Here is a 15,583-nt window from a genome sequence, read left to right on the forward strand (position 1 = left end):
AAAAAGGACAGCGATGGCTGTCCTTTTTGTATGCCGCGAAATTAGTGAATGAGGCGGTAGACGCCGATGACTTTGCCGAGGATGGAAACGGCGTCCAAAATGATCGGTTCCATCGTGGCGTTCTCCGGCTGGAGACGGAAGTGGTTTTTTTCTTTGAAAAAGCGCTTGACGGTTGCTTCGTCTTCCTCGGTCATGGCGACAACGATATCTCCGTTGTTTGCCACATGCTGCTGGCGCACGATGACGTAGTCTCCGTCGAGGATTCCGGCGTCGATCATACTGTTTCCGGACACGCGCAGCATGTACACCTTGTCTGAAGTCACGATATTTTCTGGAAGCGGGAAGTATTCCTCTACGTCCTCAATCGCCGTGATCGGTTGCCCGGCAGTTACTTTCCCGATGACAGGAACGCGGACAACGGAGTCTTCGAAGTTGTCCTGGAAGCGATCTTCTTCAGACAACAGCTCGATCGCGCGCGGTTTGGTCGGGTCGCGGCGAATCAGGCCTTTCTTTTCCAGGCGGGCCAAGTGGCCGTGTACGGTAGAGCTGGAAGCCAGTCCGACAGCTTCGCCGATTTCGCGCACAGATGGAGGATAACCTTTGTCGCGAACTTCCTTCCGAATGAATTCGATGATGGCTTGTTGTCTGCTAGATAATTTTGACATAAAAAGACACCCCTGATTTCTCGAACATATTTTCCTATATTATACCATGGGAGCTTGCGTTCGACAAACATAAGTTCGATAAAAAGGCGAACAGGAATTTTTGCCCGAAAGAACGTTTCTTGTCGAATGGTTGGTGCGAGCCAGAAGCATGGCTGTTCGCGGATTGTCCCATACCAAAAGGGGAATTGGCCATCTTGCCGTCACCTGCGTGAATTTTGCAAAGGGGCAGGTTTTCGTATTGACATGAACATATGTTCTCATTTATGATTAGGGTACGAACTTATAGAACGTATGTTTGCAGGAGGTTATCCCATGAATGTCATGTCTATTCCTAACCGTTTTGAAAAAGAATCGTCCCGTCGCGTCCGTTTTGGTATTACCAGAGGCCAAGCCCTGTTGTTCCTGATTACGTTTTCTCTCTTTTTTTACTTGTTGACCGAACTGGTGTTTGCTTCTTCGCACACTGAGCCGCTAAAAGGAACAGAAGTGACGGTTCGCGACGGTGACAGCTTGTGGACCATTGCAGTCCGCCATCAAACGGAGACGGTCGATGTACGCGATCTGATCCAGGATATTAAAGAGGCGAACGATCTGCAGAGCAATCTGATTTATCCGGGACAGACCTTGCTCATTCCCGATCCGAAATGATAGAAAGCACTTGCCGGTTCGTCTCCATCTTGCGAGTTCGCCCTGATGTGATATAATTAAACGGCATTACTACTGGGTGGGAGGAACCGTACGTGGTATCTGACGCGGAAATCAAACGAATCAACGAACTGGTCAAAAAATCGCGCGAGGTTGGTTTGACCGATGAGGAAAAGCAAGAGCAGCAAGCTCTGCGACAAAAGTACATTGATGCGGTCAAGGCATCGCTGAAAGCGAATCTCGATTCCATCCGTTATGTGGAAGATCTTGAAGAGAATCGTCCCAAACATTAAGCTCACTTGTATTGATAAGGCAGACATCCTTGCTTGACGCTCGGGTGTCTTTTTGTTCCTTATGACTATCAGGTATTCGACAGAGGAGGAAAACAGATGGCGTGGGTGGCTGTAGCGGTAGGCGGTGCTGTCGGTTCATTGTTTCGCTATTGGTTGTCTTTGGCGGCGAATCAGCCGGGGTGGCCAATCGGCACCTGGTTAGCCAACATCATCGGCTCATTTTTGATCGGCGTGTTGTTTGTGATCGGCAAAGAGCGGGGAGGCATTTCTCCCGAAGCGTATATTTTGTTTACCACAGGGGTTATGGGTGGCTTCACGACGTTTTCCACCTTTTCTCTGGAGGTTGTTTCTTTTTGGGGCGACGGGCAATGGCTGCGCGGGACGCTGTATGCACTCGCGAGTATCGTGGTCGGGCTGTCCTCATGCGCCGTAGGGATTTGGCTTGCCCGGCAAATGCAATAATAAAAAATAATGGATAAAGCTGAGAGGGGGGATGGGTGTGAGTACCCAGCACCGCGATTACGAAGCAGAACAAAACAAGCTGAAAGAGACGATTGCGCTCATTGACGACGAGATTGTTCAACTGCGTGAGGAAATTAACGAAGCAACCGATGACTATGTGAAACAGGTCGTGAACTACAACAAGGCCAAAGATTTGCGGTATCTAGAAGATCACGGGCGAGACAAACCGTATTTCGGACGTGTGGATTTTCTCAAAGACGAGATTTACGAGCTGGATCAGGTGTATATCGGAAAACGCGGAATTGTCCGCAGTGATACGTTCGATTCGATTGTCGTGGATTGGCGAGCGCCCATTGCCAGTCTCTATTACTCCGGAGAGAGCAAGGATGCGTTTTACCGGATGGGGCGCGAGATTGTCCGTGGAGAGGTGCGGTTGAAGCGCAACTTTGCGATTGAGGACGGAGAGATTGTCGGGATTTACGATGGAGCGGTGAAAGAGACGATCAATCGGGAAATGGGGCATCCGGACGAGTTTTTGCAGGAAGGTTTCATCGACGAGTTTTTGAACGCGAATTTGAATATGGCCAATGACAGTCGCTTGAAAGATATCGTGGCGACGATCCAGTCAGAGCAAAATGAGATCATCCGGGCGGAAAAAGATCGGCCGATCGTCGTGCAAGGGGTGGCAGGTAGCGGAAAGACGACTATCGCCCTGCATCGGCTGTCGTACTTGATCTACAACTATCAGGATACGATGATGTCAAAAAAATTCATGGTGTTCGCGCCAAACCGGATGTTTCTTACGTACATATCAGAAGTGCTGCCTGAACTCGGCGTCGACGATGTCCAGCAGTCGACATTTGTGGACTGGGCGGCGCGGCTCGTCAAACCGCTCATGCCAAAAGGCTGGCGGATCGTCAGTCCCGACAAGCCGTTGCAGCTGTTTTTTGAGGAAGGTCAGGATCAGCGTGAACAGGAGATTACTCGCAACAGGCTGCGCTTCAAAGGCTCACTGGCGTGCAAGGAAGCGATGGAGCAATACATTCGCTACGTGATTGAGACGAGAATCCCTTTCAAGAAACTGAGTTTTCTATACAACAAAACAAAGCAAGTCTTCTCCATTCCGGGAGAGACGATCCGGCAATTTTTCCTGGAGCAGTTCGGGGCGTTGCCGTACCAGCGCAGGGTAGACGCGCTGCGCAAACATTTGAAGCAGGAAATGAACAAGCAGCTGTTTTCGCATTTGCGTGAACGAAAAGTCGATCTCGACAAGCAAGGGCTGGCCAAATTTGAAAAAATGCTGGAACAGATTTTGGATACATACCTGGTCAGCTTTCCGCGTCTGGATATTTTTGCGGCGTATCGGGAGTTGATTGCAGAGGAGGAATTGCTGCGCAAGCTTGCTCCGACTGCGATCCCGGACGAGGTGATCCGTGATGTCAGCACCTCTTCTGCCGCACTGCTGGAACAGGAGCGCCTGGAGCCGGAAGACATCGCGCCGCTACTGTACTTGCAGCATATTATCGAGGGCATGAACAAAGCGGAGCATTTTGATCATACGGTTGTCGACGAAGCGCAAGATTTGAGCGCATTGGAGGTTGCGGTCATCGGGCTTGCGACGAAGCGAAATTCCATGACCATCGTTGGCGACATTGCCCAAGGCATCCACAGCTATCGCGGCATTCACGCGTGGGAAGAGCTGACGCAAGGCATTTTTGAGCAGCTTCGTCCCGCCTACTATACGCTGGCACAAAGCTATCGTTCGACGATCGAAATCATGCAATGCGCCAATGAGGTGCTGCGACAGATTGATCTGCCGGAGACGGTTCTCGCCAAGCCGGTTTTGCGCCATGGGGAAAAGCCGGTGATGGTTCATGCCCATTCAAGAGCCGAGCTGTGGGACGATATTCGTTCGCGAGTCGCCGCCTTGCAACAGGAAGGCTTTCAAACGATTGCGATTGTCACCAAAACGATTTTGGCGAGCAAAAAGGCGCACAAGGCTCTTGCCGAAAGCATCGCCGATCTGACGCTTCTCGGCAGCAAGGACAACCAGTTTCCGGGCGGCGTAACGGTAATGCCAGCTTATTTGACAAAAGGCTTGCAGTTTGACGCCGTGATTTTGCTCGATGTTGCATCTTATCAAAACAACGAGTGGGACGCGAAGCTGTTGTACGTGGCGATGACAAGACCTGTCCACCGGCTGGTGATGACGCAGATGGCAGGCGAAGAAGCGCCGCTTTTAGCTAACCTCGCACAAGAACTGTATACGCAGGCGTGAACAGGAAAAATCCCCTCTGACTGAATAACAGCAGAGGGGATTTTTCCTGGCTGAACCGATTAATGGTCGCCTGTATTTCCTTTGGACGGATTGGTGATGACGAAGCCTTCCTGTGGCAGGAACAAGTAGTCGATGATGATGCCATCGAGCAATGGCTCGTCTTTTTTCACGATGACGTCAATTTCCTTGTCGGTGGAAACAACTACATCTTCTTCGGTTGGCTTGTCCAGAGCAAGACCGTAGTGCGCATGGTCACCGTGCGCGTGAGTGATATAGGCACGCAGCTTCAGGTCTTTGTCTGCTTCTTGTTCCATGATTGTGCCGAGCTGCTTCGCTGCATTTTTGGTAATCTTTACCTTCATAGGTCAAGTCTCCTAACTGTATGTATGTGAGTTTCTTCTCCATCTTAGCAAAGAGGGAAATGCAGATGCAATGTGGAAAGTGTTCTGGGTGATAGAGTTGCTAGACAAACTTGCGAAAAGGGGACGCTTTCATGAAGATTGATTTGCGCAGCGATACCGTCACAAAACCGACTGAAGCGATGCTTAGGGCCATGGCAGATGCCGAGGTGGGCGATGACGTTTACCGGGAAGACCCGACCGTTAACCGACTCGAACAGATTGCAGCCGAGCTGCTGGGGAAAGAAGCGGCTTTGTTTGTCACAAGCGGCACGCAAGGCAATCAGGTTGCCGTGTTGACGCACTGTGTGAACGGCGATGAGGTCATTGCGGAAGCGGATTCTCATATTTTTTATTACGAAGGCGGCGCGATGTCGGCTTTGGCTGGTGTGCAGACACGGACGCTGGCGGGAGAACGGGGCGCCCTGCGTCCAGAAGATGTGGAAAAGGCGATTCGCGGCAACAACATTCATTTTCCGCGCACGAAGCTGATTTGTATCGAAAATACACATAACCGGGCGGGCGGCGCGGTCGTTACGATCGAGCAAATGAAGGGCGTGCATGAGGTAGCGCAACAGCACAACATCCCCGTTCACTTGGATGGCGCACGACTGTTCAATGCGGCGGCAGCTCTGGGCGTGCCTGTGTCTGCGCTTAGCCAGCATACCGATACCGTCCAAGTCTGTCTGTCCAAAGGCTTGAGCGCGCCTGTAGGCTCTCTTTTGGCGGGGGATCGGGCCTTTATCGAAGAAGCGAGATGGTGGAGAAAAAAACTAGGCGGAGGCTTGCGTCAGGCAGGGTATTTGGCAGCGCCGGGAATCGTGGCTTTGACACAGATGACGGAGCGGTTGACGGAAGACCACGCGCGTGCGCAGCAACTGGCTGAAGGGTTCCGCAAGCTGTCGCTCGAAGTGGAGCCTGTCGAGACGAACATCGTGCTGGTGAAGACGGATTCGATCCGGGAGACGGCAGTTGCCTTTTTGCAGCGTCTTGCAGACAAAGGAGTCCTGGCAGTCGACTTCGATGAATACGTGATCCGCTTTACCACTCATCGCCACATTGATGAGCAGCAAGCAAACAGGGTGCTGGAAATCGTGGAAGAACTCATTGGCACGGCGAAGGTTTCGGGATAATTGTTGCGGGCACCAATCATGGGCAAAGCCAGTCTGCTTGAATCGGGGAGCGGATTGGCTTTTTCTGATTGCACCGTTCACTTGCGGCCGACTTTCGACAAATTGTACAAAAATTTTCGGAATAAAGAGAATATTTTTAACCAAGTCGTCCAGTTCCTTTCTCACTGTAATGCGATAGCATAATGATGAGTTGGAGCCTATCTTTCAGTCATCATCGCGAACTCGATACAGACGAGGGGGATGCCAGATTTGAAAAAGCGAATGGGCGCACTTTTGGCTAGTTTTCTGATTTTTCAATTAGTAACTGGATGTAGCACAGCGCAGCCAACAGCTACAGACAACAAGGGAACCGAAGCACCCAAAACAGACACAGCCAAAGCGAAAGAAATGGTCCTGAACTGGAACGCAGATGGGGGAGAACCGCCTACGGCCGACCCGGGACTTGCTTCAGATGGAACTTCTTTTGACGTCATTACGGCCTGTTTCGAGGGTCTGACACGCTATGGGACGGACGGGAAAATTGCGGGCGCGATGGCTGAAACGTATTCGGTTTCGCCAGATATGCTGACGTATACGTTCCAACTGAAAAAAGACGCGCTTTGGTCGAATGGAGATCCGGTAACGGCACACGATTTTGAGTTTGCCTGGAAACGCAATCTCGACCCGCAAACAGGATCGGAATACGCCTACATGCTTTATTTCATCAAAGGAGCGGAAGAATTTAATACAGGCAAAGGCAGCAAGGATGATGTCGGGGTGAAAGCGATTGACGATCATACCCTGGAAGTCAAGCTGAACTCGCCAGCGCCGTTCTTTTACGAGCTGACAGCTTTCCCGACGCTGTTCCCGCTGCACAAAAAAACAGTGGAAACTAACCCGGCCTGGGCGGCATCTCCGGAAAATTACATCGGAAACGGGCCGTTTAAAATGGAAACGTGGGAACACAAAAACAAGCTGGTTCTGGTCAAAAACGACAACTATCACGACAAAGGTGCAGTGAAGCTGGACAAGATCGTCTGGAGCATGATTACCGATACCAATACAGCGCAAGCTCTGTTCGATTCGGGCGATCTGGATTGGGGAGGCCATCCGACGTATACGCTCCCTGTAGATTTGCTGCAAAGCTTGCATGACGAAGGCAAAATTGTCCTCGATCCGTATCCGAACACGGTAGCCGTGACATTCAACACTACAAAGCCACCTTTTACGAACAAAAAAGTTCGTCAGGCGTTCTCGTATGCGATTGAGCGTCAGCCGCTGGTGGACGGCATCGTCATGCCGGGTGTGCCCGCTGCGTATGCCTGGGTTCCGCCGTCGATGAAGCTCAGCGGCAATGATTATTTCCAAGAAGATTCGGCGAAAGCCAAGCAGCTTTTGGCGGAAGGGTTGAAAGAGCTCGGTTTGACAGCGATGCCGGAATTTACTTTCTCCTACGGAACAGGGGATGACAGGCAAAAGAAACTGGCGGAAGCGCTTCAGGATCAGTGGAAGAAAAACCTCGGCGTAGAGGTGAAGATCAGCGGGCTGGAAGAAAAGGTATTCCTGCAAAACAAGCGCTCCAAAAATTATCAGTTTGCCTATCGGAATTGGGGAGCGGACTTCAACGACCCGATCAACTTCCTGGAGATTTTCAAAGACAAGACAGTCGGAACGAATGACGCCGCCTGGGAAAATGAACAGTACCGCAAACTGATCGTGGACAGCTATCTGGAACTGGATACAGCGAAGCGCAATGCGATCATGCAGCAAGCCGAGCAAATTTTGATGGACGAGATGCCGATTGCCCCGATTTACTATGGCGTGCGCCCGTACATTCAAAACGACAAGGTCAAAGGTCTGCTTCTGAATCCGTTCGGCGGCAGAGACTTTAAATACACTACGGTAGAAAAGTAAACGAAAAAGGCAAGAACCCCCTTTGTGCCAACGATCAGACCGGCGGCATGAAGGGGGTTTTCTCTGTTCAGCGCGTGTAATTCCGCACACCCAAAGAAATACTATAGCCATTGACTATGGAAGGAAATGAGGGATAGACATGATATCGGCCAAAGAGCGTGAGAGACTGCAGAACCAGATGAAACGCGATGAGAGCAAGATTGTCAACATTGTGCTCCAGGATGCCCGCCAAGTGGCAGGGGAGATTGAAAAAGCCACCCACCAAGGAATTTTCATGGTAGATGGCCGTTACTACGGATATGAAGACATCAAGGAAATCAACGGTTCACTCTAAACAGCGGATGTGCGTGTCCGCCTAAATCAACGGCGGCGGAAAAAAGTGACGCAAAGCATCGGGGAGTTCTTTTTGCCACAAGCCCCAGACGTGGTTGCCCGGTTTTTCCGAATAGGACAGGCTGGCGTTGCTGTTGGTGAGCAGTGTTTTTGCTTCCCGGTTCCATTGGACGAAGTCGAACGTTCCGATATGGGTTTCTACAGCGGTTTCATCCAGTCCGACAACCATCCAGAGCCGCAGCCAGGAAAGGTCTCCGCTGTTTTGGATGGCCGCTTGTGTCGGCTGGAAAAAGGCTCCTGACAGGGCAAGCACTTGGGAAAACAGTTCGGGGTGGTCCAGTGCGAGGTGCAAGGAAACCGTTCCTCCGAGCGAATCGCCCGCGAGCACGCGGGAAGCTTTGTCGCGTCTTACGGGATAGCGCTCCTCGATGTACGGCAGCAGCTCCTCGCAAAAAAAGCGTTTGTACGCTGCATTTTTTGCGCCTACAGGCGAATATTCACTCGTCCGTTTGCTGCGATCCACCGAGACGCCGACGACGAGGAACGGTTCGATGCCTTCTTCGAGAATCAACTGGTTGGCGATGGTGGCAATCCGCCCCATCGTAAAGAAATCGTTTCCGTCCTGACAATAGACGACAGGGTAAGAAAGCAGTTCATTATAGCCCGGCGGGAGGTACACTTTGACCGAGCGGGGAGTGTCTACGTGGACGCTTGGGACTTCTTCTTTTATGATTGTTCGTTTTACATAATCAGACATCGATTTACACTCCTGTTTGCTCAAATGTAAAACTAAGCCTTGAAAAAAACTGATACAGCTTATATAGTAAATGATAACAGAGAGGAAATAAACCCTGTAATATCAATACTATAACACGTTAAACAGACATTTTGTCTGCAATATAACAGGGTTGTGCGGACGGCGCTGTAAGCCCTTTCTTGCACACACAAACTTTCTTCTGCTTTTTATCAGGGGACACTTCCGACACGTTTCGTCTTCCTTGTCGATTGAGCACTGGCTCAGTTGCGTGGGACATGGCGAAGCAAGCAAGGAAGCCCCTTATTCTAGTGACGAGGTGAATGTGATGAGCGTAACCACTGCTGTTGAACAAACAGAGAACAACGCCCCGCTGCAAATTCTTGCTCCGGACGGTACGGTTGTTCGTCCTGACTTGATGCCTAAGCTCTCCGATGATGAACTGCGTGAACTGATGCGTAAAATGGTCTTTACCCGTGTGTGGGACCAACGCGCTATCAGCTTGAACCGCCAAGGTCGTCTGGGCTTTTACGCGCCTGTAGCTGGTCAAGAAGCAAGCATGATCGGTTCCGAGGCGGCTCTGTCCAAAGAAGACTTCATCCTGCCAAGCTACCGCGACATTCCGCAAATGGTCTGGCACGGTTTCCCTATGCACAAGGCGTTCCTCTACTCCCGTGGACACATCGAGGGTGGACGAATCCCTGAAGGCGTAAATGTATTGATGCCACAAATCATCATCGCAGCACAATGTACACAAGCGACAGGTGTGGCAATGGGCTACAAGCTGCGCGGTGAAAAGCGCGTTGCGATCAACTACTTTGGTGACGGGGCAACCTCCCAAGGTGATTTCTACGAAGGTATGAACTACGCAGGTGTTTACAAACTGCCTGTGATCTTCTTCTCGCAAAACAACGGTTATGCGATCTCCCTGCCGTTCGAAAAACAAACGGCTTCTGAAAATATCGCAGTCAAGGCAGTTTCTGCCGGTATCGCAAGCGAGCGTATCGACGGCATGGACATCCTCGCTGTTTACTACGCAGTTCAAAAAGCGAAAGAGCGCGGTGTTAACGGCGAAGGCGCGACTTTGATCGAGGCGCTGACATACCGTTATGGTCCGCACACCATGGCTGGTGACGACCCAACTCGCTATCGTACTGGTGAAGAGCAAAGCGAGTGGGAACTGCGCGACCCATTGATCCGCTTCCGCAAATTCCTGGAGAGCAAAGGTCTTTGGAGCGAAAAAGACGAAGAAGCTGTCATTGAAGAAGCGAAAGCAGCAGTTGCAGACGCAATCAAAAAAGCGGACGAAACTCCGAAAATGAAAGTGACTGAACTGATCGATGTAATGTTTGAGACACTGCCGCCTGCACTCGAAGAGCAAAAGGCAGAATTCCTGGCGAAGGAGTCGAAATAAGCCATGGCACAAATGACAATGGTTCAAGCCATTACGGATGCAATGCGCGTAGAATTGAAGCGCGATGAAACCGTACTTGTCTTCGGGGAAGACGTAGGGAAAAACGGCGGGGTATTCCGTGCGACAGAAGGTTTGCAAGCTGAATTTGGCGAGCAGCGCGTATTCGATACGCCGCTCGCTGAGTCCGGAATTGGTGGACTGGCAGTAGGCTTGTCCATTAACGGCTTCCGCCCTGTAGCGGAAATCCAGTTCTTTGGCTTCGTATTTGAAACGTTCGATGCGATCGCTTCCCAAGCGACTCGTATGCGTTACCGTTCCGGCGGTCGTTTTAGCAGCCCGGTAACTTTCCGTTCCCCATTCGGTGGCGGCGTGAAAACTCCTGAGTTGCATGCTGACTCTCTGGAAGGCTTGATGATGCAAACGCCGGGTCTGAAAGTGGTTATCCCTTCCAACCCTTACGATGCAAAAGGTCTGCTGATCTCGGCAATTCGCGACAACGATCCGGTTGTGTTCCTGGAGCACATGAAGCTGTATCGCTCTTTCCGTCAAGAAGTACCAGAGGGCGAGTACACCATTCCGCTCGGAAAAGCGAACGTAGTAAAAGAAGGCAGCGATGTTACCATCATCACCTATGGTGCTATGGTGCATACCAGCCTGAAAGCGGCTGAAGAAATCGAAAAAGCTCGTGGCGCCAAAGTGGAAGTCATCGACCTGCGCACCATCAGCCCGCTCGATATCGACACCATCGTAGCATCCGTGAAGAAAACAAACCGTGCGATCGTCGTGCAGGAAGCGCAAAAAACTTCCGGCGTTGCTGCGGAAATCATTACGCAAATCAACGAGCGCGCTATTCTCCACCTCGAAGCACCAGTGCTGCGTATCACGGCACCGGATACCGTTTATCCGTTTGCACAAGCAGAAGACATCTGGCTGCCTGACGTGAAACGCGTGGTAGACGGATTGACTCAAGTGCTCGATTTTTAATCGGTAACAGACATAATGGCGGAAAAGTTGAAAGCTTTCCGCCTTCTTTCCGAAATTTACAGGCTGTGAATACGGCGTAGTGTTTACTAAGGAGGAGATACTGTGAGTCGTTTTACATTCAGACTCCCGGAGCTCGGTGAGGGTATCCATGAAGGCGAAATCGTCAAATGGCACGTTCAGCCCGGAGATTCCGTAGAAGAAGACCAAGTCATTATGGAAGTGCAAAATGACAAGGCGGTAGTAGAAGTGCCATCGCCTGTAAAAGGAAAAGTTATCGAGCTGAAAGTAACAGAAGGAACGGTTTCTGTTGTCGGCGATCCTTTGATCGAGTTCGAGGTTGAGGGCGAGATTCCAAACCTGCCAGACCACGGTCATGGCAGCGCACCTGCTGCTGAAGCGGCGCCAGCACCTGCTGCTGACAAAATGGAGCCAGGTTGCGATATCGGTTCCCAAGTGAGCGCGAATGCGAACCAAGCGCTGGAAACACCAATGGCGCAAGCAACTGCGACAGCAGTAGCGGCTCCAATCGATCGCAAACACGTATTGGCTACCCCTTCCGTGCGTAAATATGCGCGTGAAAAAGGCGTTCAGCTGACACTGGTTCCTGGAACTGGCAAGCTGGGTCGCATCACTCGCGAAGACGTAGATCGCTTCGTATCGGGTGGCGCTGTCGCTCCTTCTGCACAAGCAGTGGAAACGGCTGCTCCAGCAGCAACAGAAGCACCGGCAGCTACGGCTCCAACAGGCGTAGCACAAGCTGCTTCCGCGCCAACTGTTCACTACAGTGCGCAAGCAGGCGAGCTGGAAGAGCGCGTTCCTTTGAAAGGAATCCGCAAAGCGATCGCCAAAGCAATGGTCAAATCCGCTTACACAGCACCACACGTTACTATTTTCGACGAAGTGGACGTAACGGCGCTGGTAGCGATGCGCAAAGACGCGAAACCACTCGCAGAAGAGCGCGGCGTGAAGCTGACTTACTTGCCAATGATCGTCAAAGCAGTCGTTGCTGGTCTGAAAAAGTTCCCAGAACTGAATGCTTCTATCGACGAGGAAAAACAAGAAATCATTTACAAAAAATACTACAACATCGGCATCGCGACTTCGACAGAAGACGGTTTGCTCGTACCGGTTGTCAAAGCGGCTGACAGCAAGTCGATCTTCCACATCGCGGGCGAAATCAGCGAGCTGGCGAAAAAATCTCGCGATCGCAAAGCGAGTGCTGACGAGCTGAAAGGTTCGACTTTCAGCATCACCAACATCGGCTCTGCTGGCGGCATGTTCTTCACGCCGATCATCAACTACCCTGAGGTTGCGATCCTGGGCGTAGGTCGTATCAGCGAAAAACCAGTGGTGAAAAACGGCGAAATCGTGGTTGGCCAAATGCTGCACCTGTCCTTGAGCTTTGACCACCGCTTGGTTGATGGCGAACCTGCACAACGTTTCGTCAACTACGTGAAGCAGCTTCTGGAAAACCCAACGCTGCTCGTCATGGAGGGATAAGAGACAATGGTAGTAGGTGAATTTACGACAGAAGTAGACGTGCTCGTCATCGGTGCGGGCCCAGGCGGATACGTGGCAGCGATTCGCGCCGCGCAAATGGGAAAAACCGTAGCGGTAGTGGAAAAAGCGGAAGTCGGCGGCGTGTGCCTGAACGTAGGTTGCATTCCTTCCAAAGCGATGATCCATGCTGCACACACGTATGAGCACGCTCAACATACCGAATCCATGGGCATCACCATGGAAAACGTCAAAGTGGATTTTGCCAAGGTTCAAGAGTGGAAAAGCGGGATTGTGAAACAATTGACAGGTGGCGTAAGCTCCTTGTTTAAAGGCAACAAAATCCAGGTGATTCCAGGTGAAGCACTGTTTGTCAGCGAAAACGAAGTGCGCGTCTTCCACGGCTATGACGTGAACCGCTATCGCTTCCAGCATTGCATCATCGCGACAGGATCTCGTCCGATCGAACTCCCTGCTTTCCCGTTCGGCAAACGCGTTCTGTCCTCGACAGAAGCATTGGCTTTGACCGAACTGCCTAAGAGCATGGTTGTAATCGGCGGCGGATACATCGGCATCGAGCTGGGTACCGTATTCGCGAAATTCGGCACCAAAGTAACCATTCTGGAAGGCTCCGATCAAATTTTGCCTGGCTTCGAGCCAGATATGCCTCGTCTCGTTGAGCGCAAGCTGAAAAAGCTGGGCGTGACCATCCATACCAAAGCGCTGGCGCAAGGAATGGAAGAAACCGAGAACGGCGTAATCGTCAAGGCAGAAGTAAAAGGCGAAGCGCAACAAATCGAGGCGGAATACGTCCTCGTTACAGTTGGGCGCCGTCCGAACACGGATGAGCTTGGCGTTCGCGATATCGGCATGAACCTGACTGATCGCGGCCTGATCGTCGTCGACAAGCAAGGCCGTACGAACATTCCTAACGTGTATGCGATCGGGGATATCGTGGCAGGACCAGCTTTGGCGCACAAAGCTTCCTACGAAGGAAAAGTGGCCGCTGAAGCGATTGCAGGCCATCCGGCTGAAGTCGACTACAAAGCGATCCCGGCAGTTGTTTTCTGCGATCCGGAAATCGCAAGCGTCGGTATCAACGAAAGAGAAGCAAAAGAACAAGGCATCGATTATGTGGTGGGACGCTTCCCATTCGCAGCAAACGGCCGTGCGCTCTCTGTCAATGCAGGTGAGGGCTACGTGAAGTTGATTGCCGAAAAAGAAACGAATCTCGTCCTCGGTGCGCAAATCGTTGGTCCAGAAGCTTCGAACATCATTGCAGAAGTGGGACTGGCGATTGAAATGGGCGCAACCCTTGAAGATATCGAATTGACCATCCACGCTCACCCGACTCTTGGGGAAGTGACGATGGAAGCGGCTGAACTGGCACTGGGTCGTCCGATTCACGTGATGAAATAACAGCAGCTTTTACGAAAAAAGCCTTGTACCTTTACGGTTACAGGGCTTTTTTCTTCCACATCTTACCCTTTCCACCTGTACTTATATAATGTAAAATAGTGGGAGACTGACGTGGGTGGAGGCTTGGCAGCATGGAGATTACAAATAAGATGATTGATGACTTGCGCCAAAAGCTGGAACGCGCAGCCAAAGAAGCAGGCTACAATTTTCTTGACCCCGAGATCGTAAAAATAAGTCAGCAGTTGGATAAGCTGATCGTCGCGCATATGTTGCATGAAAAACGCCCTTCGTAAGGGCGTTTTTAGTGGGCAAAATTAGGAGAAGGAATACAGCAGGTGGGCGTTAGACCCCATTTTTCGTAAACAAGGCTCTTGGGCATAATAATAGCTGGGGTACAAAATAAGCTGCTGCGCGTCATGGTTTGGCTCATCGCTCGGGTGCGTCAAATGACGAGCCGCTTCATCAAAAGCGAACGCAGGGGAAATGGTGTGCAAGTAGGCAAGCATGGCAGGAATATCTTGCACGGCATAGTAGATGCGCTCAGCTTCTTTTACAAACTGCGGGGCGATGACCTCCCAGTTCTCCTCGAAAACCATTTGCCAATAAGACGATACAAACAGGCTGAAGCGGCCTTTTACATAATCGGAGTCCTCCCGTATATCGAGAAGCACTTGTGGGATGCTGTGCTGCTCTAGCCATCGGTCCAGCATCGGGCTCACGCTTCGCACAAACTCTTCGGTTGGCAGGGTGACGAAGTATTCGTACTGATCGTCGACAGCCATGACCCCTTTGGTATGTACAGGATCGAACGAATCGGGGATGCCGTAACGAAACAGCGGCAGCAGATAGTCCCATTCTCTTTTCAGACGAACAGATTCAAATTGTTCAAGCTTGTCTTCCGACCATGAAATGAAGCGCTCAGGAGGAGTTGGCTGGGCAAGGGTATGCAGGCTGGCAGCCAGCTCGTACAAGGGAGAAACACTGTAGCTGATCGCGTTCGAAAGCGGGCTGTTGCCCGGAAGTGGAATAGTGATCATAGTGGGCTAAACCTCCATCATGGATACTGCATCCATCATAGATCATCCCTGTGGGACAATTCAATCTTTTTTATTGTAAGAAAAAGGAAAACCCGCACGGTCTAAACCGTCCGGGCTTCTGCACAATGCCGTTCTTGCGTAGGGAAAATTGCTTTCAGCCTTCCCTGGTCTTGATGGAACGAGAATGGTTTTTTTGCTTTACTTTTTTGGAGCCGGAAAGAGGCTCGCCAGTCTGTTCTTGCGGTTTTGCGACATTATTGTAAGTTTGATGAGGGTTCTCATCCAAAATATGATCCTTTTCCATAAAATCAGCTCCTTCTTTCCGTAGTTTGTATCAATCAGATGGTGACGAACCATAGGAAATGCTGGTATTCTATA

General features: G+C 51.1%; 17 protein-coding genes. 12 read left to right on the top strand and 5 right to left on the bottom strand.

Annotation, left to right across the window (positions count from 1 at the left end; translation table 11 throughout):
* Nucleotides 1-41: 41 nt before the first annotated feature.
* Nucleotides 42-665 carry a transcriptional repressor LexA gene (gene lexA, locus M2298_RS10175; protein ID WP_063228476.1) on the bottom strand — a complete coding sequence of 208 codons (624 nt, stop codon included), beginning with the start codon at nucleotides 663-665 and terminating at the stop codon, nucleotides 42-44.
* Nucleotides 666-977: 312 nt separating this feature from the next.
* Between lexA and yneA the strand changes: the two genes are divergently transcribed.
* From yneA to M2298_RS10195, 4 genes are all read left to right on the top strand, one after another.
* Entirely contained in the window at nucleotides 978-1,313 is a 336-nt protein-coding gene (gene yneA / locus M2298_RS10180; RefSeq protein WP_122965361.1) for a cell division suppressor protein YneA, read from the top strand.
* A gap of 92 nt (nucleotides 1,314-1,405) precedes the next feature.
* On the top strand, nucleotides 1,406-1,603 hold the full coding sequence (locus M2298_RS10185; RefSeq protein ID WP_063228478.1) for a DUF896 domain-containing protein: 198 nt from the start codon (nucleotides 1,406-1,408) through the stop codon (nucleotides 1,601-1,603).
* Nucleotides 1,604-1,699: 96 nt separating this feature from the next.
* Nucleotides 1,700-2,065, top strand: coding sequence for a fluoride efflux transporter CrcB (gene crcB / locus M2298_RS10190; protein ID WP_274874020.1), 366 nt, complete (start codon nucleotides 1,700-1,702; stop codon nucleotides 2,063-2,065).
* 37 nt (nucleotides 2,066-2,102) lie between these two features.
* A complete protein-coding gene (locus tag M2298_RS10195) occupies nucleotides 2,103-4,343 on the top strand; it encodes a HelD family protein (protein ID WP_280648477.1) in 2,241 nt (746 codons plus the stop codon).
* A gap of 59 nt (nucleotides 4,344-4,402) precedes the next feature.
* Here M2298_RS10195 and M2298_RS10200 read toward each other — a convergent pair whose 3' ends face one another.
* On the bottom strand, nucleotides 4,403-4,705 hold the full coding sequence (locus M2298_RS10200) for a HesB/IscA family protein (protein ID WP_063228481.1): 303 nt from the start codon (nucleotides 4,703-4,705) through the stop codon (nucleotides 4,403-4,405).
* A gap of 131 nt (nucleotides 4,706-4,836) precedes the next feature.
* Between M2298_RS10200 and ltaE the strand changes: the two genes are divergently transcribed.
* The 3 genes from ltaE to M2298_RS10215 all read left to right on the top strand — a co-directional run bounded on the left by ltaE (nucleotide 4,837) and on the right by M2298_RS10215 (nucleotide 8,101).
* Nucleotides 4,837-5,874: a low-specificity L-threonine aldolase gene (gene ltaE, locus M2298_RS10205; protein ID WP_280648478.1), complete on the top strand. Its 1,038-nt coding sequence runs from the start codon at nucleotides 4,837-4,839 to the stop codon at nucleotides 5,872-5,874.
* Nucleotides 5,875-6,123: 249 nt separating this feature from the next.
* Entirely contained in the window at nucleotides 6,124-7,767 is a 1,644-nt protein-coding gene (locus M2298_RS10210) for a peptide ABC transporter substrate-binding protein (protein WP_412679185.1), read from the top strand.
* Nucleotides 7,768-7,906: 139 nt separating this feature from the next.
* Nucleotides 7,907-8,101, top strand: a complete 195-nt coding sequence (locus M2298_RS10215) for a hypothetical protein (protein ID WP_063228484.1) — start codon at nucleotides 7,907-7,909, stop codon at nucleotides 8,099-8,101.
* Nucleotides 8,102-8,122: 21 nt separating this feature from the next.
* On the opposite strand, the gene M2298_RS10220 is transcribed toward M2298_RS10215, so the two are convergent.
* Nucleotides 8,123-8,857, bottom strand: coding sequence for an alpha/beta hydrolase (locus M2298_RS10220; RefSeq protein WP_280648479.1), 735 nt, complete (start codon nucleotides 8,855-8,857; stop codon nucleotides 8,123-8,125).
* Nucleotides 8,858-9,182: 325 nt separating this feature from the next.
* Here M2298_RS10220 and pdhA point away from each other — a divergent pair, with 325 nt between their 5' ends.
* From pdhA to M2298_RS10245, 5 genes are all read left to right on the top strand, one after another.
* Entirely contained in the window at nucleotides 9,183-10,268 is a 1,086-nt protein-coding gene (pdhA, locus tag M2298_RS10225; RefSeq protein WP_122965367.1) for a pyruvate dehydrogenase (acetyl-transferring) E1 component subunit alpha, read from the top strand.
* 3 nt (nucleotides 10,269-10,271) lie between these two features.
* Entirely contained in the window at nucleotides 10,272-11,252 is a 981-nt protein-coding gene (locus M2298_RS10230) for an alpha-ketoacid dehydrogenase subunit beta (RefSeq protein WP_122965368.1), read from the top strand.
* A 102-nt stretch (nucleotides 11,253-11,354) separates the two neighbouring features.
* Entirely contained in the window at nucleotides 11,355-12,752 is a 1,398-nt protein-coding gene (locus tag M2298_RS10235; RefSeq protein ID WP_122965369.1) for a dihydrolipoamide acetyltransferase family protein, read from the top strand.
* Between the two features lie 6 nt (nucleotides 12,753-12,758).
* Nucleotides 12,759-14,168 carry a dihydrolipoyl dehydrogenase gene (gene lpdA, locus M2298_RS10240; RefSeq protein WP_122965370.1) on the top strand — a complete coding sequence of 470 codons (1,410 nt, stop codon included), beginning with the start codon at nucleotides 12,759-12,761 and terminating at the stop codon, nucleotides 14,166-14,168.
* A 131-nt stretch (nucleotides 14,169-14,299) separates the two neighbouring features.
* On the top strand, nucleotides 14,300-14,461 hold the full coding sequence (locus M2298_RS10245) for an aspartyl-phosphate phosphatase Spo0E family protein (protein WP_063228490.1): 162 nt from the start codon (nucleotides 14,300-14,302) through the stop codon (nucleotides 14,459-14,461).
* 21 nt (nucleotides 14,462-14,482) lie between these two features.
* On the opposite strand, the gene M2298_RS10250 is transcribed toward M2298_RS10245, so the two are convergent.
* The gene (locus tag M2298_RS10250; RefSeq protein ID WP_217021275.1) at nucleotides 14,483-15,205 is read right to left on the bottom strand and encodes a hypothetical protein; all 723 of its coding nucleotides are present in this window, start codon (nucleotides 15,203-15,205) and stop codon (nucleotides 14,483-14,485) included.
* A gap of 154 nt (nucleotides 15,206-15,359) precedes the next feature.
* Entirely contained in the window at nucleotides 15,360-15,509 is a 150-nt protein-coding gene (locus M2298_RS10255; RefSeq protein WP_063228492.1) for a small acid-soluble spore protein P, read from the bottom strand.
* Between the last annotated feature and the right edge of the window lie 74 nt (nucleotides 15,510-15,583).

It is taken from the genome of Brevibacillus sp. 1238, from assembly GCF_029892995.1.
Lineage (GTDB): Bacteria > Bacillota > Bacilli > Brevibacillales > Brevibacillaceae > Brevibacillus > Brevibacillus parabrevis.